This is a genomic window from Lamprobacter modestohalophilus, assembly GCF_016583905.1.
GTDB classification, from domain to species: Bacteria; Pseudomonadota; Gammaproteobacteria; order Chromatiales; family Chromatiaceae; genus Lamprobacter; species Lamprobacter modestohalophilus.
Genome location: NZ_NRRY01000023.1, coordinates 39,427 through 59,378, shown reverse-complemented (window position 1 = coordinate 59,378; position 19,952 = coordinate 39,427). Strand labels below are relative to the sequence as shown.

The 19,952-nt window shown below is 61.2% G+C and carries 21 protein-coding genes; 10 read left to right on the top strand and 11 right to left on the bottom strand.

Features of this window, described 5'->3' with window-relative positions:
• Positions 1–126: 126 nt before the first annotated feature.
• Positions 127–1,632: a multiheme c-type cytochrome gene (locus CKO42_RS14360; RefSeq protein WP_200245226.1), complete on the top strand. Its 1,506-nt coding sequence runs from the start codon at positions 127–129 to the stop codon at positions 1,630–1,632.
• A 189-nt stretch (positions 1,633–1,821) separates the two neighbouring features.
• Entirely contained in the window at positions 1,822–2,433 is a 612-nt protein-coding gene (locus CKO42_RS14355; RefSeq protein WP_200245224.1) for a tetratricopeptide repeat protein, read from the top strand.
• A 333-nt stretch (positions 2,434–2,766) separates the two neighbouring features.
• Here CKO42_RS14355 and CKO42_RS14350 read toward each other — a convergent pair whose 3' ends face one another.
• The 3 genes from CKO42_RS14350 to CKO42_RS14340 all read right to left on the bottom strand — a co-directional run bounded on the left by CKO42_RS14350 (position 2,767) and on the right by CKO42_RS14340 (position 5,125).
• On the bottom strand, positions 2,767–3,021 hold the full coding sequence (locus CKO42_RS14350; RefSeq protein WP_200245218.1) for a UPF0175 family protein: 255 nt from the start codon (positions 3,019–3,021) through the stop codon (positions 2,767–2,769).
• A 153-nt stretch (positions 3,022–3,174) separates the two neighbouring features.
• Positions 3,175–4,749 carry an AAA-like domain-containing protein gene (locus CKO42_RS14345; RefSeq protein ID WP_200245216.1) on the bottom strand — a complete coding sequence of 525 codons (1,575 nt, stop codon included), beginning with the start codon at positions 4,747–4,749 and terminating at the stop codon, positions 3,175–3,177.
• A 91-nt stretch (positions 4,750–4,840) separates the two neighbouring features.
• Positions 4,841–5,125 (bottom strand): hypothetical protein, encoded by a 285-nt coding sequence (locus tag CKO42_RS14340; protein ID WP_200245214.1) that lies wholly within the window; start codon positions 5,123–5,125, stop codon positions 4,841–4,843.
• 207 nt (positions 5,126–5,332) lie between these two features.
• Between CKO42_RS14340 and napG the strand changes: the two genes are divergently transcribed.
• From napG to CKO42_RS14320, 4 genes are all read left to right on the top strand, one after another.
• Complete coding sequence (gene napG, locus CKO42_RS14335; RefSeq protein ID WP_200245212.1) at positions 5,333–6,052, top strand: ferredoxin-type protein NapG; 720 nt, start codon at positions 5,333–5,335, stop codon at positions 6,050–6,052.
• A gap of 2 nt (positions 6,053–6,054) precedes the next feature.
• Positions 6,055–6,984: a quinol dehydrogenase ferredoxin subunit NapH gene (gene napH / locus CKO42_RS14330; protein ID WP_322827479.1), complete on the top strand. Its 930-nt coding sequence runs from the start codon at positions 6,055–6,057 to the stop codon at positions 6,982–6,984.
• A gap of 203 nt (positions 6,985–7,187) precedes the next feature.
• A complete protein-coding gene (locus CKO42_RS14325; RefSeq protein ID WP_200245205.1) occupies positions 7,188–8,129 on the top strand; it encodes an MBL fold metallo-hydrolase in 942 nt (313 codons plus the stop codon).
• A 157-nt stretch (positions 8,130–8,286) separates the two neighbouring features.
• Positions 8,287–9,690, top strand: coding sequence for a thioredoxin domain-containing protein (locus CKO42_RS14320; protein WP_200245203.1), 1,404 nt, complete (start codon positions 8,287–8,289; stop codon positions 9,688–9,690).
• 111 nt (positions 9,691–9,801) lie between these two features.
• Here CKO42_RS14320 and CKO42_RS14315 read toward each other — a convergent pair whose 3' ends face one another.
• The 5 genes from CKO42_RS14315 to CKO42_RS14295 all read right to left on the bottom strand — a co-directional run bounded on the left by CKO42_RS14315 (position 9,802) and on the right by CKO42_RS14295 (position 15,118).
• Positions 9,802–11,850: a methyl-accepting chemotaxis protein gene (locus tag CKO42_RS14315; RefSeq protein ID WP_200245201.1), complete on the bottom strand. Its 2,049-nt coding sequence runs from the start codon at positions 11,848–11,850 to the stop codon at positions 9,802–9,804.
• Between the two features lie 317 nt (positions 11,851–12,167).
• A complete protein-coding gene (locus tag CKO42_RS14310) occupies positions 12,168–12,719 on the bottom strand; it encodes a hypothetical protein (protein ID WP_242479395.1) in 552 nt (183 codons plus the stop codon).
• Positions 12,720–13,073: 354 nt separating this feature from the next.
• The gene (locus CKO42_RS14305; RefSeq protein WP_200245193.1) at positions 13,074–13,721 is read right to left on the bottom strand and encodes a Uma2 family endonuclease; all 648 of its coding nucleotides are present in this window, start codon (positions 13,719–13,721) and stop codon (positions 13,074–13,076) included.
• A gap of 85 nt (positions 13,722–13,806) precedes the next feature.
• Entirely contained in the window at positions 13,807–14,700 is an 894-nt protein-coding gene (locus tag CKO42_RS14300) for a LysR family transcriptional regulator (RefSeq protein ID WP_200245191.1), read from the bottom strand.
• Between the two features lie 49 nt (positions 14,701–14,749).
• Positions 14,750–15,118 carry a calcium-binding protein gene (locus CKO42_RS14295; RefSeq protein ID WP_200245189.1) on the bottom strand — a complete coding sequence of 123 codons (369 nt, stop codon included), beginning with the start codon at positions 15,116–15,118 and terminating at the stop codon, positions 14,750–14,752.
• A 201-nt stretch (positions 15,119–15,319) separates the two neighbouring features.
• On the opposite strand from CKO42_RS14295, the gene CKO42_RS14290 reads away from it, so the two are divergent.
• The 3 genes from CKO42_RS14290 (at position 15,320) to CKO42_RS14280 (ending at position 16,559) form a co-directional block, all read left to right on the top strand.
• Positions 15,320–15,511 (top strand): hypothetical protein, encoded by a 192-nt coding sequence (locus CKO42_RS14290; protein WP_200245187.1) that lies wholly within the window; start codon positions 15,320–15,322, stop codon positions 15,509–15,511.
• Between the two features lie 122 nt (positions 15,512–15,633).
• Positions 15,634–16,203 (top strand): HPP family protein, encoded by a 570-nt coding sequence (locus CKO42_RS14285; protein ID WP_200245287.1) that lies wholly within the window; start codon positions 15,634–15,636, stop codon positions 16,201–16,203.
• 167 nt (positions 16,204–16,370) lie between these two features.
• Positions 16,371–16,559, top strand: coding sequence for a hypothetical protein (locus tag CKO42_RS14280; protein ID WP_200245185.1), 189 nt, complete (start codon positions 16,371–16,373; stop codon positions 16,557–16,559).
• 68 nt (positions 16,560–16,627) lie between these two features.
• Here CKO42_RS14280 and lysM read toward each other — a convergent pair whose 3' ends face one another.
• Positions 16,628–16,975: a peptidoglycan-binding protein LysM gene (gene lysM / locus CKO42_RS14275; protein WP_200245183.1), complete on the bottom strand. Its 348-nt coding sequence runs from the start codon at positions 16,973–16,975 to the stop codon at positions 16,628–16,630.
• Positions 16,976–16,987: 12 nt separating this feature from the next.
• Positions 16,988–17,656 carry a thiopurine S-methyltransferase gene (locus tag CKO42_RS14270; protein ID WP_200245181.1) on the bottom strand — a complete coding sequence of 223 codons (669 nt, stop codon included), beginning with the start codon at positions 17,654–17,656 and terminating at the stop codon, positions 16,988–16,990.
• Between the two features lie 223 nt (positions 17,657–17,879).
• On the opposite strand from CKO42_RS14270, the gene CKO42_RS14265 reads away from it, so the two are divergent.
• Entirely contained in the window at positions 17,880–19,190 is a 1,311-nt protein-coding gene (locus tag CKO42_RS14265; RefSeq protein WP_242479393.1) for an HD-GYP domain-containing protein, read from the top strand.
• Between the two features lie 128 nt (positions 19,191–19,318).
• Here the strand turns inward: CKO42_RS14265 and CKO42_RS14260 are convergent, their stop codons facing one another.
• Complete coding sequence (locus CKO42_RS14260) at positions 19,319–19,903, bottom strand: CDP-alcohol phosphatidyltransferase family protein (RefSeq protein ID WP_200245166.1); 585 nt, start codon at positions 19,901–19,903, stop codon at positions 19,319–19,321.
• Between the last annotated feature and the right edge of the window lie 49 nt (positions 19,904–19,952).

Here is a 19,952-nt window from a genome sequence, read left to right as displayed (position 1 = left end):
GCACGGGCCTCGAACCGCCGCCCACTCCAGCGCCAGAACCTGCGAGGGGCGCGCCATCCAGCTGCTCATGACCGCCAGTCATGACCGCCAGTCATGATCGCCAGACAAGATCGAGGAGAGTGCACCATGTCGAGAACACGCTCAGGCCCGCGCGCCGGCCTGTTCGGCTACCTGCTAGTCGCCGTCTTTGGCCTACTCGTCGCCGCCAACGCCCATGCCATCCGCCCCGCTGGCCAGCCCGGTATCGACTGGGGTGATCCCAAAGGTCAAGAATGTGTCGACTGCCACATGGGCGAGAACCCCGGCCTGTACTGGGAGTGGAACCATAGCCAGCACGGCCAGAACGGCGTCAGCTGCCTCGACTGCCACCAAGCCGAGGAAGGGGATGTCGACGCCTGGCGCCACGAGGAAACCTACGTCTCGATCGTCGTCACGCCCAAGGACTGCTCCAAGTGCCACGAGAAGGAATTCGAGGAGATGGACGGCTCGCATCACGCCAAGGCCGGTCAGATCCTCGGCTCGCTCGACAACCTGCTCGGCGAGGTGGTTGGCGGCCCGGCCGCAGTCAACGCCGGCTGCAAGCAATGCCATGGCGGTGAACTCGAATTCATCACCGAGGGCAAAGACAAAGGGCGGCCGCTCGCCGGCAGTTGGCCCAACACCGGCATCGGCCGCATCAATCCCGACGGCAGTCTCGGCTCCTGCACGGCCTGCCACGGCCGCCACCGCTTCAGCAAGGCCCAAGCCCGCACGCCCGATACCTGCGGCAAGTGCCACGTCGGCCCCGACCATCCGCAGATCGAGGTCTACAACGAGTCCAAGCACGGCATCATCTACCGCGCCAAGGTCGACGAGATGAATCTCGAGTCAGACAAATGGGTCGCCGGAATCGACTACAGCGCCGCTCCCACCTGCTCGACCTGCCACATGAGTGCGTCGCCGCACGAGGCCTCGACCCATAACGTCGGCGAGCGCATCTCCTGGACGCTGCGGCCTCCGATCTCGACCAAGATCAACCTGGTCAAGCTTGAAAACGGCGAGGAATTCGACGTGCCCGAGGGCCAGCCGATCCCCGCCGTTGGCGACGCAGCCAAGGACTCGACCGTGGTCGAGGTGCTGACCTGGAAGGATCGCCGCGGCAAGATGGAAGACATCTGCTACGCCTGTCACGAGAAGAGCGTCATCGACGGCCACTACGAGCAGTTCGACAACGTGGTCTATCTCTACAACGACAAGTTCGCCAAGCCGATCGCCGCCGCCATGGCCGACCTGAAGGAGAAGGGCTACATCACCCCGGCCCCGTTCGATGACAAGATCGAATGGACCTGGTGGGAGATCTGGCATCACGAGGGCCGTCGCGCGCGGCATGGCGCCTCGATGAGCGGCCCCGACTACACCTGGTGGCACGGCATGTATGAGGTCGCCCAGCACACCTACTTCAAGTGGATTCCAGAGCTGAAGGACGTGGTGATCAAGAAGGACGGCAACGATGAGTACGCCGTCGCGTTACTGGAAGAGCACTTCAAGCCAATCGAGGGTCACGACTGGTACTTCAATGGCATGAACAAGGAGCAGTTGGAGACCGTGCGCAAGGGCTTTGAGGCGCGTTACGGCAAGGGGGCACTGAAGTAGCCAACCTCCAGCCGCTGCTGGCCTGGCCCTCAGGGATCACAGGCTAGAGGCCAGCACTGACAGCGGCCAGCACCTGCTGGCCGAAACCAATACGCTCTACTGCGCTTGATCGCTTGACCACTGGGTCGGCGCAGTAGAGCGACTCACCGTCCAAGACAGCCGCTCCAAAGACTGCCCTCAAATAACGCCATGCACAACGCACTGCGACTGATCACTACCGGTACCGTCCTCACGCTGGCCATCGCCTTGGCTACGGAACAAGGCATCGCTGAATCGACCCCAGTGAGCGCAGCAAGCTCAACCAGCCCAACCAGCCCAACCAGCCCAACCAGCCCAACCAGCATAGTAAGCCCTGACGGCCCGGTCGCCAGTCCAGGCAGCCCCGCCAATCCAAGCAGCTCCGCCAGTCCTGCTAGCCCCGCCAACCCAGCCACCAGCGTTGGCACCCTGATCAAGCAGGCCGAAGCGCAGCTCGAGCGCGGCGAAACCCAGACCGCCATCGCCACCCTGAACCAGGCGATCGCCGCCGACCCCTCTTCAAGCCTCGCCTACACCCGTCTCGGCGGCGCCTACCTGCTCAGCCAGGACTACAGCAGCGCCATCGATCAATTCCAACGAGCCATCAGCAGCGACAATCAGAACGCCGGCGCCTTCATCGGCCTCGGCATGGCCTACTTGCATCTGAAACAGGCCGGCCCCGCCAAGGCCGCCCTCACCGAAGCCAAGCGCCTCAAGCCCAGCCAGAGCGCCGACATCGACGCCCTCCTCACCCGCATCGAGCAAACGGCGTCGGCACCCTAATGCATATGGCGTGGGGCCACCTCGAAAAATGATCGCGTGAGATTCAGGTTAACGTACAGACATGGAAACCACAGTGTCATGCCGCAAACCCCGCCTGAAGACCTGCTGACCGCTCAAAGAACGGGCAACCTTCACGCAAGATCTTGTCTTTCAGCCGCTTGTTGGCAAGGCGGTCCCAATGCAACAGGTCGACCTTGAACACCAAGTGTAAGCTGCCGATCTCGTTCCAAACCGAGTCGGGAACCAGCAGCTCGGGGAACAATTGCGGTAATAGGGGGATGCAAGCCAAAGCGAAACAGCGTAATCAAGGGTGATGCATTGATGACCACCCGGTCAATCGGCATTGACCAGCTCCGACAGCACTTCGTCTGCTGTGTATTGGAACGGACTCACCCGATACTGTCCCAGCGCAGTGATGAATTCGGCACGGGTGAGACCGGCGATCTCAGCCGCCATGCCCTGAGAAACAAGCTCTAGTTCATACCACTTGACCGCCGCGGCAATCCGAAGCTCGCGGGTAAACTCCGCCTGACCCTTCTGCAAGGTGGCGAAAACCTCATCCGGCATCTCCAGCGTCAGTTGAGTCATTGCAATGTGTTCACTTTGATTGGACCAAGTCACCCATGACCGGAAGCGTAGCGCTCGGCCGACTCGTCTCCGTCCCAGGCTAGTAGTAGGTCATCGATCGTGCCCAAGCGTGGTGTTTCCATCGATCTGAAGCTCAACATGGGGTCTGGGTGCTCAAAGCCGCAGCAACCGAATCTGCCGCTCGCCGGGGCTGCGCTGCTCGCTGTCCGCGAGCCGCTCCGCCAGCGGCAATTGCCCACTGCGTCGGTCGAAGATCACCAGCCAGCCGTTGTCCAGGCCCAATCCGGCCAGGTAGCCGTCGAGCTGCTCCAGCCCTTCCGTCAGCGGGTCCGGTGCGCCGTCACGCCAGACCTTCAGCTCCATCCCTAGCGTCAGATCCCGATAGCGCAGACAGAGATCCATGCGTCCACGGCCGATCGCATATTCGCGCTCCAGGGTTCCTTCGCCGTTGACCACGCGCTGGAAAAAGGCCATCAGCACCAGATGTGGGGCGATCTCATGATAGGGCGCGCTGCCTAGCAGCGGTTCGCCGTGCCGGCGCCAGAAGGCGAGAAAGGCGCTGAGAAGCTGGTCTGGGTCCAGGCTGCCGTCGGCATTGAGCCAGGTGGGGCTGATTTTGGGTAAGGATGCTTGTGGGGTGAAGGTGAGCGCGCGCGGAAGTACCTCACGGTAGATTGGATTGGCGATGGTCAATCCCTGCCCTGGCGCCATGCGGCACAGTCCCAGGTCAATCAGGTACTGAATGTCGTCTTCGGGAACCGCGTCCAGCGCGGTGCCAGCCAGCATCGGCTCGATGACCCGCTTGACCCGCTCTTCGCGCAGCTTGTCGGCAAGCTGGTCAAGATGGGTGACGCGGCGCAAGATCAGGTTCTCCTTGGCCTGGTTGATCACCTCGATGCCGATCGATCGGCTGCGGTCGCGTCCTTCGGGCCTGTCGAAGCAGGTCTCGTAGGCCAGCGCATTGACCAGCCAAGGTTGACCCTGGGTCAGCTCCCAGATGCGCTCGAGGGCCTGCGGCGTGAAGGCTTGCCCGGTCTCGGTGGTGTGCTCGCCGAGCAGGGTCTGCACCTCGGCGCGGCTGAAATCGCCGAGCCGAAGCGACTTGGCCTTGATGTTGAAGGCGCTGCCACCGGTGATGATGGCCTGCTCGGCGCTGGAGTGGATGCGGTAATCACGCAGGTCGCGCACCCCGCAGAGCACGACCGTGTGCGGAAAATGATTCGGACGCTGCGGATAACCGGCCCGCAGTTGGCGTAGCAGTGAGATGAGGGTGTCGCCGACCAGGGTGTCGACTTCGTCGAGCAGTAGGACCAAGGGTTGCGGATCAGCACCCGCCCAATACTCGAGCAGTGCCGCCAGGCGGTCGCCGGCGGCGATCTCGCGGCCCTGAGCGCTGCACCAGTCAGCGGGGCGCGCATCGCCAAGATACAAGCGGGCCGCGCGACCCAGCGCGCTGCAGATGATCGCCATCCCCTGCTCGATGCGTTCGCGTGCGCTTTGGGCAGCTTCGATGTTGACGTACAGCGCCCGATAGCGTCCGTCGCGATTCAGATAGTTCATCAACGCCAGCAAACAGGTGGTTTTGCCAGTCTGGCGCGGGGCGTGCAGAAGGAAGTACTTCTCCAGATCAATGAGGCTAAGCACCTCCTCTAAATCCCAGCGCTGCAGTGGCGCTAAGCAATAATGCTTGTCAGACCGGACCGGCCCCTCTGTGTTGAAAAATCGCATTGGCTGACTCCCGATCATTACCCATTGATTGGACTAAGTTGGCTGGAGCTAAGGAGCCCGAAGGCATCCTCTATCCAATCGCTGATCGCACTCAAAGCCGCAGCAACCGAATCTGCCGCCCACCGGGGCTACGCTGCTCGCTGTCCGAGAGCCGCTCTGCCAGCGGCAACTGCCCGCTGTTCCGATCGAAGATCACCAGCCAGCCGCTATCCAAGCCCAAGCCGGCCAGGTAGCCGTCGCGCTGCTCCAGCCCTTCTGTCAGCAGGTCCGGTGCGCCGTCGCGCCAGAAGGCTCGGAATCGCCGTCGCTCGGTCATCTCCGCAGCGGTCAGCGGGCGTTCGATCGCTTGAAATTCAAAGGATTGGTCTTCGCTCATCGGTGACCGGGTAGGGATAGCAGCAGAAAGAGGATTCAGCGCAACATGGTAAGATCGATGAGCGCGAGCCGCTATCGCCGTATCAGGCACCAAGCCCTTTAACGTGAATCTCACGCGATTCATCTTCCGGGGTGGCACCGCGCCATGAGCGTTAGAAGAGACAATCGATCACCGTAAAAACTTCAGCCTTCAGCCTTCAGCCTTCAAATGAACCGCCGCGACTTTGTGTTTGACTCACTGCGTGCCGCTACTGGGGTCGGTCTGCTCGGACTCGGGCTCAGTCTCTATAGCCAGCGGGCGGCGAGTCTGCCTGCCTGGGCCTTGCGCCCACCTGGCGCTCAGCCCGAGGAGGAATTCAACGGCGCCTGCATCCGCTGCGGGCTGTGCGTGCGCGATTGCCCGTTCGACATGCTGCACTTGGCCAGACTCGGGCAGGATATCCCAACCGGCACGCCCTACTTCATCGCCCGCGAGGCGGGCTGTGAGATGTGCGAGGACATCCCCTGCGTCGCCGCCTGTCCTAGCAATGCGCTGGACCATGCGCTTACCGACATCAACAAAGCCGACATGGGTCTCGCCATCGTCAGCGATCAAGACGCCTGCATCGCCTTCCAGGGGCAGCGCTGCGAGGTCTGCTTCGACAACTGCCCAATCCGCGGCGACGCGATCACGCTCGAGACCCAGCACCACGAGCGCTCCGGCCAGCAGGCGCTGCTGATCCCAGTGGTACATGCCGAGACCTGCACCGGCTGCGGCAAGTGCGAGGAGGCCTGCATCCTCGACGAGGCGGCCATCAAGGTTCTGCCGCGACACCTCATTCAGGGGAAGCGCGGCGAGCATGACCGACTGGTCTGGGAACGACAGCCGGCCCGAACAACCTACTCGGGCAACCTGCTCGACAAGCTCAACGGCCATAGCGCCTCGTGACCGTGTCTGACACCAGACGCCTCTCAACTAACCCCGGAAAGCCCTGGCTCAAACGCCACCGCTGGCTCATGCTGCGCCGGTTTAATCAGCTTGGCGTGCTGTTCATGTTCCTACTCGGGCCGCTGTTCGGCGCCTGGCTGGTCACTGGTAATCTGTCCTCGAGCATGACGCTGGACATCCTGCCGCTGACCGACCCGCTGCTCTTGAGCCAATCCATGCTCTCCGGGAACTGGCCAGCGCTGACTGGCTTCGTTGGTGCCGGACTGGTGCTGCTGTTCTATGCGCTGCTGGGCGGGCGGGTGTTCTGTGCTTGGGTCTGCCCGGTGAATCTGGTGACGGACCTCGCGGCCTGGCTCAGGCGCCGGCTCGGCATTCGCGGTGGCGTTCGCATCTCACGCCATCTGCGCTGGTGGCTGCTGGGACTGGTGCTGCTGCTACCCCTGCTCACGGGAGGGATGGTCTGGGAGTATGTCAACCCGGTCTCGATGCTGCACCGAGGACTGATCTTCGGCTTCGGCTGGGCCTGGCTGATCCTCGCCGCGGTCTTTCTTTATGATCTCCTCATCGTTTCCCGTGGCTGGTGCGGTCATCTGTGCCCAGTCGGCGCCTGCTATGCCGCCATCGGTGCGGCGGCGCCCGTGCATATCGCCGCGCCACGCCGGGACCAGTGCGACGACTGCTTAGATTGCTTCAAGGTCTGCCCGGAGCCGCAAGTGCTCAAGCCAGCCTTGAAGGGTACCCGACTCAAGTCAGATAGCAGCCATGGCCCCGTCATCGACAGCATCGATTGCACCAAATGCGGGCGTTGCATCGAGGTCTGCGACCAGGATGTCTTTGGTCTCGCGCTGGGATGGGTCGACAAGGACGGATTTGTCAAAAGCAATCTCAGTGGCCAACGTCCGAACGCCGAGCAAACGAAGCTTCAACATTGATCCAACCTCGGTTTCAGGGGTTCTATTTCGCCAAACCCACGCCGCTCGATGAGCTCGAGCGCTGGTGAACCCAAGCGGGTCACCGGCCCCACGCTGCATAGGCCAAGTAGGCCGCAATGATCGCCCTGCATCAGACGGCAACGGTGCCGGTCTTGATGGGCGGGAGATTTTGATGACACCACCCAAATGATGAGGAGAGACAGATGCCCAATCCAACGCTGCTGTCCCGGCTGATGCTGCCGGCGCTCATGTTGCTCGCCAGTGTCGCGCTGGCGTCAGACCAAGATACTGGCCTGCGCCTGCAACCGATCAACGATCGCATCTATGCCATCGTCGGTCCATTCGGCAACCGTACAGCTGAGAACCTCGGCAACAACGCGACCTTCGGCTTCGTCGTCACCGACGACGGCGTGGTGCTGATCGATTCAGGCGGCAGCGCCAAGGGCGCCGCGGCGATCGAGGCGCTGATCCAGCAGGTCACTGATCAGGCGGTGAAGCTGGTGATCAACACCGGCGGGCAGGATCATCGCTGGCTCGGCAATGCCTATTTCAAGGCGCGCGGCGCCCGCATCATCGCCAGCCAAGCGGCCGTCGAGGATCAGCGTGCGCGCCTGCAGGAGCAGTTGTTGAGGCTTCAAAACCTGGTCGGCGCAGAAGGCCTGGCCGGCACCGAGCCGGTCTACGCCGATGAAACCTTCGAGGAGCAGACCAACCTCAGCATCGGCGGCACAGACGTCGAGCTGAAGATGGTCGGCCCCGCCCACACCCCGGGCGAGACCTTGGTCTGGCTGCCGGAGTCGCGTGTTGCCTTCAGCGGCGATGTCGTCTATGTCGGGCGCATGCTCCGGGTCGGCTCGCATTCCAACAGCGCGCACTGGATCGAGGCCTTCGAGAGCTTAGCCGCGCTGGAGCCCGAGGTCGTGGTGCCAGGACACGGCCCCGCCACTGACCTCGCTCGGGCCCGCGCCGACACGCTCGACTACTTGGTCTTCCTGCGCGAGACGGTCGGCGCCCTCATGGAGGACGGCGGCGATATCACACAGATCGGCAGCCTGGATCAGTCCCGATTCTCCTATCTGGAAGAGTACGAGTCGCTCAAAGGCCGTAATGCCCAGCAGGTGTTTCAGGAGATGGAGTGGGAGTGAGCGAGGCGCGATGGCTAGCGTCCACCGAGGCGTGTCGACGCGCTGGGGCTCGCGATGCTGGCGGATGCACTGGCCTATACCTACCTGGGCTTCGTCGGGCGCGAGGCCATGGCTGGAACAACGAGCGACGCCACAATCTACCCACGGAGACGACGCCATGACGACCCACACCGGACGCTGGCCGGCCGCCGCTTATCTGCGCGCGCTCGCGCTTGCACTGCTCGCCGCCACCCAGTCTGGGGCGGCCGAGCCAACCGAGGCCCTCTCGCCCCGCCCGGCCGAACTGCAACAGCGGCTCGATGCCGCGCTCGCGGCCAAGGGATCGGACTACGCACCCCGCACCGAGCATCGGCACCCTGACGGCCAACCGCGCTTCACCAACCGCCTGATCCTGGAGAACTCGCCCTACCTGCTGCAGCACGCCCATAACCCGGTGGACTGGTTCCCCTGGGGACCGGAGGCATTCGAGCAGGCGCGGCGCGAGAACAAGCTGGTGTTTCTGTCCATCGGCTACTCCACCTGCCACTGGTGCCATGTGATGGAGCGCGAGAGCTTCGAGGATCTCGCCATCGCCGAGCTGCTCAACGAGCACTTCATCGCCATCAAGGTCGACCGCGAGGTCCATCCCGATGTCGACCAGACCTACATGACCGCCGTCGAGCTACTCGCCGGACGGGGCGGCTGGCCGATGTCGAGCATCCTGACCCCGGACGGCGACACCATCGACGGCGGAACCTATTTCCCACCGGCCGAATTCGCTCAGCTGCTCGAGCGTGCGCGAGACCTCTGGCAAGCGCGACCCGAAGCGCTGCGCGCGCGGGCGGAACAGGTTGCTCGTACCGTGAAGCGGGCGCTCGATACCCAAGGCCAGGCTGCAGCTCTCGACGATGCCCTCATCGATGAAGCCGTCGCAGCACTGCTCGAGCGCCACGACGAGCTGCAAGGCGGTTTTGGCTTTGCCCCCAAGTTCCCGCAAGAGCCAAAACTCGGGCTGCTGCTCGATCAGGCCCTGCGCGTAGACGACGACGCATCGCTCAACGCCGCCATCTTCACCCTGAAGAGCATGGCGCGCGGCGGCATCCACGACCAGGTCGGCGGCGGCTTCCACCGCTATGCCATCGACAACGACTGGCTGGTGCCGCACTTCGAGAAGATGCTCTACAACCAGGCCCAACTGGCGCGGGTCTACCTGGCCGGCTGGCGGCTCACCGCCGATCCGGATCTCGCCCGCGTGACCCGCCGCACCCTGGACTACGTACTGCGCGACATGACCTCGCCCGAGGGCGGCTTCTACTCGGCCACCGACGCCGACAGCGACGGCGACGAGGGGCGCTTCTTTCTCTGGACGCCAGCCGAGCTGCGCGCCGCCTTGCCGGCCGAGGACGCCGAGCTGGCGATCCGCTTCCATGGGGTCACGGAGACGGGCAACTTCGAGGGACGCAACATCCTGCACGTTCCCGTCGCCCTCGAGACCTTCGCCGCAGCCGAAGGCATTGCTCCCTCCGACTTGCAGCGGCGCCTGATAGGCCGCAGGACGCGGACTTCGGCTGCGGCGGGCTGAAGGCGCCATCGCTGATTCGCCTTGGATTCCTGGCGGTGCTCCCCGAGGCGCGGCTGCTCGGAGCCATCGGCGGGCGACTGATCCTGGATCAAGCAGCTGCCATCATCGCCGTCACATCCCTCCCTGTATGATCCCGTTGAGGCGTTCGACCACCTGTCGCAATCGATTGGCTTGATCGCTTAACTCCCCGGATGCACTGGCTGCCTGCTCGGCATTGACTGCCGTTTGCTGCGTTACTTCATTGACCTGCTTCAATGCAATTGTGACCTGCTCAATGCCGTCCTTTTGCTGCTTGGCACCAGCATCCATTTCATTCATTGAGCCATGAACGCGAGCCACACTGGTATCGATATGCGCGAGTGCCGCATCCACGCTCTCCGCCTTTCCCTTGACCTCACCGAGTAGCGAGACGACGCTTGCATTCATCGCCACACCCTTCTCGCTCGCGCCCACCGAGCGCTCGATCAGTGTGGCTGTCTCCTGGGCGGCCTCAGTCGCCCTCACCGCAAGGTTACGTACCTCTTCCGCAACCACCGCAAAACCGGCGCCCGCTTGTCCGGCGCGCGCCGCTTCAACCGACGCGTTCAAGGCCAAGATATTTGTTTGAAACGCAATATTATCTATCTTATCAATCACTTGAGAAATAGACGTCGTTGACGACTGAATATCTGCAATCGCCTCGTTAAGCTCAGTGATCGAGGCACTAATCTGATGCACGACACCGCTCAGGTGTTTCATGGAAGACACCCCATGCTTGGCAGCGTCTTCCGCTTCTTTTGAATACTCACTGGCCTGACGCGAAAGCTCAGCGTTTTGCGTCAACAATTCACTCATGCTTTGCATGCTAGCGGTGGATTGCTCAAGTGAAGCGGCCTGCTCACTGGCTCCCTGAGCAAGCGATTGACTCGATGTCGAAACCTGTTCAGATGCCTTCTCAGTTTCCTGGCTACCGGCTTGTAGATCCTGGCTAATGCGACTGAGTGGACCGGCTAGGCTGCGCGTCAGCAGGAAGAAGACGACAGCCGCAACAATGGCCATCACCGCTGTCAGCAGGAAGACCCAGTTGGTGACACTGGTGATAGAACGTTCTACATCTTGAGCAGCCGCATAAAACTCGCTGTCGTAGGCGCTTGCTGCGATCAGCCAATCCCAGTCCGGAAAATAGGCGTAGATAGCCAATTTGGTCCGTGGAGATGTCTCGCCCGGATTCTGCCACTCATACTCAATCAGCGCCGTCTCACCGGATTCAAACGCTTGGCTCCTCTCCACCATTTCCTGGATAAAATACCGGCCATTGGCATCCTGGCTGGTTAGAATGGTCTCCTGATCCCGGGCGCGTTTCGCTGAGAGCACATATCTTCCGGCGTCTTCGCCTCGCGTATTGAGAATAAAGATATACCCTGTCTCACCGATTCGCCTTTCCGCCAGTTGATCGAGTAGCGGTTGTGTAGCCATCGACTCCGGCATGCCGACATAAAGAATGCCGACAACTTGCCCAGACTCTCTAATCAAGGGCTGATAAGCCGTCACATACCAACGATCGACGACAAAGGCGCGGCCAATGTAAGTTTTCCCGTCAAGCACCTCAGACAGCACCGGATTAGGCTCACCATCCGGATTAATTGCAGGGATAAAGGTGCCGACTGCCCGTTGACCGTCTTTTTCCACATTGGTTGCAATGCGCAGCATATCGCCAGCGGGATTCATGCGTTGAAACAGGGTTGCCGTATCGCCTGTCAGCTCCCCAATCTCATCGACCAGCGCAACCCTCTGATCGAATGACTGTTGCGGCTCCAGCTTGATAGAGCCTCCAAGCAATGCCAGTGGAAGCCGCATCATCTGCTGGGCGCGGGTGTACTGATTAACAGCATTCCATTCGACGGTCTTCAGCTCCGAAAACTGAAGACCACCAAGCTGTTCAAGCTTATCCGAGGCAAAGCTCAGCAAGGTCTTGACGTTTTGTTGGAGCAGCTCTTGTGTAATCTCGACGGTGTCGATAATCCCACCGATCTCCTTCTCCATCTGATGATGGCCTTGCTCCACAATCGCTTCTCTGGCAAGGCCGGAGATCACGTCGGCCTGAGAATATAAGAACACAGCCACGATCGCTAGCGGGCCGACCGCTACGGCAAGCCCAGCAGTCAGTAGTTTGGCCTTCAAGCTTAAGGATTGCATAGTGCGTAAGTCGCTTGGATTCAATGAATGATTTGCAAGCCGCCGGAAAACCTTACTACCCGCGAGCTCTTAACCGAAATAAGCACAGATTCTGTAGGCTCATGAGCCTGAGTCTAGGCGAAGACTCGGCCACGTCAACGCGATGGCAAGACGCGGGTGATCAAGACGCGGGTGATACGGCGCCGATCTGTCACAGATTCGTCACGAGATCGTGCCCTCTGTCCCTTCTGTTGACGTCACGTTCACATCGGACCCACCGCTGGGATCAGTCGCGGTCTCTCGCTCGGCACTCAATTCAGTCATCAGTCATCCTCATCCACAAGCGGTGAATACTCCCACGCCTGGGCCTCCGCACCCGCGGCTGGCGATGCGGCCGCTGGCGCAGACTCAAGCTGTGACTGCGGAGCGGCTGCTGATCGCCCCAGCACCTGCCCAAGCACGGCCTGGGTGCGCTCGGCGATGAAGCGCCGCGACAGGCGCCGATCGGCAAACAATAGGGTCTGATCGGCCGCGCGGTCGAGATAGAGTAGCTGGTTGTCGGCGGGTTGAAAGGGTTGGAGGCTGATGCGTGCGATGCGCCCGAGATTCACACCGCGCCCGTCGTCGAGCAAGATCAGATGTGGCGCCAGCCCACGCGCGGGGTCCGGGCGCGGGAAATCGATCACGCCAAGCAGCTCATAGGCCCGATCGGTGAGCCGAACACTCAGCTGGATCTCGGTATCGCGCAACTCCGCGAGGTAGATCCGCTCACCGACCGCGGCACGCAGGCGCTCGACCTGGGCCTGATAGTCGGCTGAGGGCCAGAGTCCGCCCTCGGCATCAAAGCTCGATTGCGCATCGTCTGCAGATGTCATCCTCAGCTTCTCCAATGGCAGATAGAGCGCGAGGAGTCGCGAGCCGCTGAGGCTAACGCTAGCGCTGGCGTTTAGAGGCGACCAAACCTCGAAGCCGGCCTCCTCATATGCTCAGCCTTAGGTCTTGCCAGTGAGTGGTAAATTGCTTCTGCGACAGCTCGCTGCTAAGTCGCGGTATCTTGCCCTTGGCACTTTATGCGCCGGGGTGTTGGTGCTGATGCCCAGCGTTCGCCAGCCTGTACGCTGGACCGAGTCGCATAGTCGCTTACCTGTTCTTATCCTGCGCTCATGCCTGCTCGCACTAGATCGAATCGGTTCAGTTGCCGATGACCATTAACCCTTGCTTTTGGCTCGCTACCGAGGCCTCGCGCGACTCGACCTGCTCTGGTTACTCGTGACGTGACGCGGCGCGGTCGGACTCGACACGCTTAGCAGCTCCACCTTGTCATAGACCTCAGCCAGCGACAGCTCGGCCTGAATCAGGTGCAGCGGGATGGAATCCGCTGGGCCTTGGTAGCTGCTCAGACTCCAAGTGCCATCGGGCTGGCGCAGGAACAGCTCCGCTTGCATCCGTGTTTGCGACAGCAGCAGATAGGCCTGCAGGCTCTCGAGGCTCCGATAATAATAGAACTTATCGCCGCGATCATAGGCCTCGGTGGAATCCGAGAGCACCTCGACGACCAGGATTGGATTGGTGATCAGATCACGCCGACCGTCGTGGAAGGCGCGCTCGCCACAGACCACCATCACATCCGGATAGGCACCCACATCAGCGGCGGCGATATGCACCTTCATGTCGCTCGGGTAGACCCGACAGGGTCGATCCTTGAGCTGGTTACGCAGCTCTGCGGCGACATTCAGCGCGATGAGATTGTGCTCCTCGGAGCCGCCCGCCATCGCAAACACCTCGCCGGCAAGGTATTCACTGCGTTGCTCGGTCGCCGTGCGTTCAATGGCCAGCCAGTCATCGAAGGAGAGACGCGGTTGCGATGCTGCGGACATCATGACCTCCCGTTAGAGCGCATACGGGCGAGGCCCCAACGGCATGCGACTCGGAGCCCAAGCATAGCAGGCTTAGGTACTGGCATCAGCAACAGGCCGTGTTGCGATCGGAGGCGGGCGGGTTCTGATGTTCACCATGCTCAGCGCGGATCAGCGCACGTAGCGTCTCTAGTGCTGCGTCAACGACGTCCCGGCTGCCCGCAGTCGGATAGACCACATAGGTCGGCAGCCGCAGGCTCGGGCTGTCATGGATGCGGTGCAGGCAACCGCCCTCCAGATAGGAGGCCGCGACCCGCTCCGGCACAAAGCAAGTGCCGCCGTTGGCGAGGATCAACTGCAATCCGAGCCAGCCGATGTTGGCGGTCTGCGCCGGGCGCTCCAGCTCGGGGTAGGCCTGGCGATGCTGAGCGAAGAAGGTCGGCCCCCAGTTGACGTAGACATAGCTGTCATCGAGCTTGCGCCGTTCGGGGTCCGGGCCGACCAGGATCAGGGTCTCGTCGAATAGGTACTCGACCTGGATGCCGGCGGCTTGGCGCGGGCTGTACATCAGCGCCAGGTCCATGGTGCCGGCGATGACCCGGCGCATCAGGTCTTCCTCAAAGCCGATCTCGGTGTTGAGCGAGATGTCCGGCATATGGCTGCGCAGGCGGCCGATCCAGCGCGGCAGCAGACTGTCCCAGAGCGCAATACGCGCACCCAGGGTGAGGCTGGCTCGGAAGCGACTCGGCAGGCCGACCTCGTGGCGCGCCTGCTCGTAGGTCAGCAGCAGGGTCTTGGCGTGGCGAAGAAAACGCTCCCCGGCATGGGTCAGGTTGGCACCGGCGCGGTTGCGCACGAACAGGCGCGCGCCGAACTGCTGCTCCAGGCTCTGGATGCGCGCGCTCACCGTCGATTGGGTGACATGCAACTGCGCGGAGGCCTCAAGGAAGCTGCCATGCGCAGCGACCGCGAGGAAGGTCTTGACCTGGTCGATGTCCATCAGCGCTTGTTCAAGCAGCGCCAGCGCAAACCTTTCATGTCAAAAAGCGTTAGAGCCGATTCCCGCTGGCCAGCCAGTACTGCCAATCGGCGATGGCTTCCGCCGTCTGCTCATCCACATCGATGCCTTGCAGGTGCGAGAGCGGAACGCCGCAGGTTCTCCCGGCCCATGCCACTTCGACCGCCATATCGGTCAGACACTCATCGTCGTTGATCATCCCGAGTACCTGCACGGTTTCACCGAGCTTGAGGGGAGAGCGCTGACTTTCTTTGATACAGCGGGCCTGGAATGGAAAGGATAGCTTCTCGCCGAGATAACAAGACCAACCCGCAACCGCCTCCTCATCGTTGTAGGTATCCACCAGCACTTCCGTCTCAATACGCTCTTCGCGCTCCTCGTCAATTTGATGCTTAGGCATGCTGCTTTCCTGTGTCGAACATGGTTGTTGGTTGGCTGCGAGAAGAAGGATCGAACTATCGGAAAACCCGATACTAAAGTCAAATAACTTTCGTTTGTCTGAACTCAATATCAGGGCTAGCTTATAGAACAGAACAGAACAGAACAGAACAGAACAGCGCGGAGCAACTCGCAGAACAGCCGCTCCACAGGAGGACAAATAATGATCGCAGTCAATGTCTCGATGAAGGCCACCGATGAGCCCCACAAGCGCACCCCGGTGCTGCAAGCGGTGCGGGCCTTGGCAACGCAGACGCTACCCAGTCTAACGGTGGTGGATGCCGTTGGCCGTCGCTGTGGCCTCATGCTGCGCAAGGATTTTTTGCACGCCTGTCGTATCGGGGAGGGATCATGACGCCGAGCAGACCACTGCAGACCCCGTACGATCGAGCGTCGCCCACTGCCGCGACCCATCAGCCGCAACGCTGCGGCTTGGGATTGCATCTAGCGAGCGCGGTCACTGGCTATCTGCGCAAGATGCGCGGCTCCACACGGGGTGCCCCGTCTCGGGTCAGCAACAGCGAGGTACTCTGGTCCTGGCTTGGCAGTTTCCTCGGCATCGCCTTAGTGGCCTGGCTGAACGAGGCAATCAGTACCCGGGGGACCTATCCGTCCGTCTGGCTCGAGGCCATCGGACTCACACCAACAGACGGCCTGCTCCTCATCGGCTCATTCGGCGCCTCAGCGGTGTTGCTCTATGGCGCCCCGCGCAGCCCGCTGGCGCAACCGCGCAATCTGATCGGCGGCCATGCCGTCTCGGCGTTGATCGGCGTCTCGGCCTGGCTGCTGCTTGGCCCACTGCTGCCCTGGCTGGCCGCGGCGCTAGCGGTCTCGACCGCGATCGCTCTGATGCATCTGACGCGCACCCTGCATCCACCGGGTGGCGCGACCGCACTGATCGCGGTGATCGGCTCCGAGCAGGTGCATGCGATGGGCTATCTGTTCGTCTTGATACCGGTGACGCTCGGCGCGCTGCTGATGCTGCTGGTCGCGCTGCTGGTCAATAACTTGGCTCGCGGGCGCCGGTATCCGGAGTTTTGGCTCTGAGATCGACGCTCAGGCACGCGCCCTGCCCAGCAAGACCGGCATGGATGTCTGTCAGATAACCGGCAGCGCTCGCGATGGCCGCTTTCATAAAAACATAAAAACTGTGTATAAGCAGCTTGCCCGACGATTCGAAGTGCCTAATCATTCCATCAATGGAGAACGCCACCATGGCTCATTTTGCTGATTTGCTGGGATCTGTCATCCAAAACAATCTTGGCCCTTCAGGTCAACAGCGTATCGGCAATGCGCTGCAGGATCTGCAGGCCAATTACCTGCGGCAGTTCGCTGCTAAGACTGGACTGCATCCGGCAGCGGTACAGACAATCCACCAGACGATGGGTGTCGCTGCAGTTTGAGCCGGTAGTTGGCGGCCCTGCGGTAACGACCCGCGGGTTGTCAGGGCCGCCGCCCAACCCGTTCGGGATCAGGCATCCGCTTTCGGGATGCGGATCTTTTGCCCTGGGTAGATCAGATTCGCGTCCTTGATGACCTCGCGATTGGCCTCGAAGATGCGCGGGTACGCATTCGCATCGCCATAGAAACGCTTCGCGATCGCCGAGAGGCTGTCGCCCTTTTCAATGGTGTAGTAATCGACCGCTGCCGTTTGCTCAGGCGCCTTCAGGTTGTCGACCTTGACCTCGCCGACACCCTGGACATTGCCCGCCATGAGCACGGCCTTCTCCATCGCCTCAGGGCTCGCCGCCTCACCAGAGAGCGAGACGACGCCATCTTCATAGCTGACGTCTAGCCCGGTGACACCGGGGCGGAGCATCAGGCCCTGTCGTCAAGGGTTAGGCGGCAGCCGCCGCAGCTGATAGACGCGCTCATCAAGTGCATCGAGTCCGCGCGCCCTGAAGCGCGGACTCTCGGCCAGCGCATCAAAAACGCTCAGGGTCTCGACCTGGAAATTGGGCTCGAACAGCGCGCGCACTTCGGGCTCCACCACCGCGAAGGGCGGCCCTTTCATGCGCGACTGCTCGTACTCCAGCGTGATCAGCAGCGAGCGCACATCAGCCGGCAGCAGCGTCGCGAGATGGCGCGCGTAGCGAGGCCGCATCTCGGGCGGCAGCGCGATGAGTGATGCGCGATCGTAGACAGCGGCGATGCCCGCAACCTGCTCAGGGCTCAGATCGAAGAAGTCACCGATCATGACGCTGATCTCATCAACCTGGTAGTGCTGAAACGGACCCCGCACTTCGATGCGCGGCTCGAGCTGACTCTCGGCAAAGAACTGCTCGGCCGCTAATGGACTGATATCGACGCCAAGCACGCGATGGCCGCAACTCGCAAGCCAGAGCATATCCAATGACTTGCCGCAGAGCGGCACCAGCACAGCCGTGCCTTTTGGCAGTTCGAGGCGTGGCCAATGCTCAGCCAGATGCCGATTGATCTCATCTTCGTGCCAGCCGAGCTCACTGCGCTGCCAGCGGTTGAGCCAAAACTCAGGGGTCATCGATTCACCATTGTTCTCAGACAGCCAGCCTCAGGTCCATGGCGCCTCGCCACTCTGGACAATGAAACACTTGTTTCACGGTAAACTCAGCTGACACCGATCGCGCTTTCAGAGGGTTTCACCAACTGCAGCGGCCCTGCAGCGGCCCTGCAGCGCCTCTGCACCAGCAGGCGCATGACCTTGCGCAGGAATCCCGAACGACCGATATGACTTGATATGGAAAATGTCATCGCGCATTTCAGGTGCAGCCTACAGTATCATCACTCGATCGCAAAGTTATCGTAACCGTCAAGATGGACTCATAAAGCACATGATAAGGAAAATCACCATCGATCAACTCAGACAGGGCATGTTTGTTCACGATCTAGACTGCGGATGGCTAGACCAGACATTTCTCTGGACTGCATTCGCAGTAACAAACGAAATCACCCTCCAGCGTGTTAAAGCGCTCGGAATCAAAGAACTGTATATCGATACCGAACAGGGACTCGATGTCGCTAGCGCACCTTCTCAGCAAGAAGCCGAAGCAGCACTCGACGAGAGACTCGACACCATTTCTGCATCCAGTACGGCAAGGCCAAGGCTGAGCAGCGTTAGCGAGGAGAGCGCCACAGCAAAGGGTATTCGAACACTCGCCACCTCGATTATCCAGGGACTCATGGATGACATTCGACTCGGCCGTTCGCTCGAGTTCGAGCGCGCAAACCCGGTGGTCGAGGAAATGACCGCATCCATCTTCAGAAATCAGGACGCATTGCTAGGCCTGCAGCGAATTCGCCACGCGGACCATTACACGTTCGAGCATTCAGTGAATGTTTCAGTATTGATGTTAGCCTTTGCAAAAAGCCTGAATCTGAGCGCACCTGTGATCAAGGAGCTTGGGCTTGGTGCGCTGTTGCACGACATCGGCAAGACCTTGGTCCCAAATGACATCCTCAACAAGCCAGGTCCTCTCACCGAGCACGAGTTCACAGTCATGCAACGCCATGTGAGCGACGGTGTTGCACTCCTAAGCCGATCTCACGGATTTCCACACGCTGCCCTCAGCATCGTCGCAGAACATCATGAACGCACCGATGGTAGTGGATACCCACATGGCAAAACCGGTGCCGAAATTTCGCTCTTTGGGAAAATGGCCTCCATTGTCGATGTCTACGATGCCATCACGACGGACCGCGTTTATCACCGAGGTATGGAGCCGAGCGAAGCGCTCAGAAAACTATTGTCGTGGAGCAATCATCATTTTGACCCCAAGCTGGTCCAGCAATTCATTCGCTGCGTTGGCATCTACCCGGTAGGAACACTGGTGCGACTGGCGAGCGGCCGCATCGCAGTCGTCGTTGAGTCTAGTCGCGATGGTCTCTTAAGGCCGGTTGTTCGAGTTTGCTTTGACCCCGACCGCCAACGCGAATTGACATTGGAGGATCTGGATCTCGCAGACCCCCATATCGGCACTGACGAGCGGATCTTGCGCGCCGTGCGAACCAGCGACGTCCCGATCGATATTGCGGCAGTCATGAGCGCCAAGCTCTAACCGGCGGCTGCAGGTCAACACCGGCCGACCGCTCAGGGAGCCTGGGTCAGATCTCGATCTCGGCGATCATCGCCTGTCGATGTAGATGCCAACCCAGCTCGGCGTCTAACAACGCACTCAAAACGCACTCAATCAGCGTCGGCACGCACGCTTTCGCGCTGCTGACGCAGCACATGCCAAAGACTCACCACGTCCGAGCGCTCCTCGCGCAGCACGCCGGTGATGGCAATCTCCTCAAGGGCGGCTAGCACAGCGAGTAGTGCCGCCAACCGAAACGGCCAGACCGAAACGCCAAGCAGCATCAGCAAGAGTCCGACGAACGTCGCGGCCACAGCGACCTTCACCAGCAGGGTGTGATAGCTGGTGAATCGGCGAAAGCGCAGCAGGCCCGCCAACGCTGGCAGCACGAAACTGACAACCACCGCGGCTACAGCCAGCCATTCGCTGCGCACTAACGCCGGCCATAGCCGCCAGAGGGCGATCGCGGTGACGGTGTAGATCGCAACATCGGCCCAGGAGTCGAGCTGGGCGCCCAAACGACTGGTCTGGCCCATGGTCCGCGCCAGCACGCCATCGACAGCATCGGTCAGAAACGCCAGTGCCAACAGCCAGATAAATGCCTCTCGCTGCTCGGAGAGGGCAAGCAACAGCAGCAACGGCGCGGAGCCGAGCCGAAGGATGCTCAACAGATTAGGCAATGTCCAGGGACCCATCGAGATCATCACCCCAACCAAGGCGGACTGAACGGAAAGCCCAAGGTGT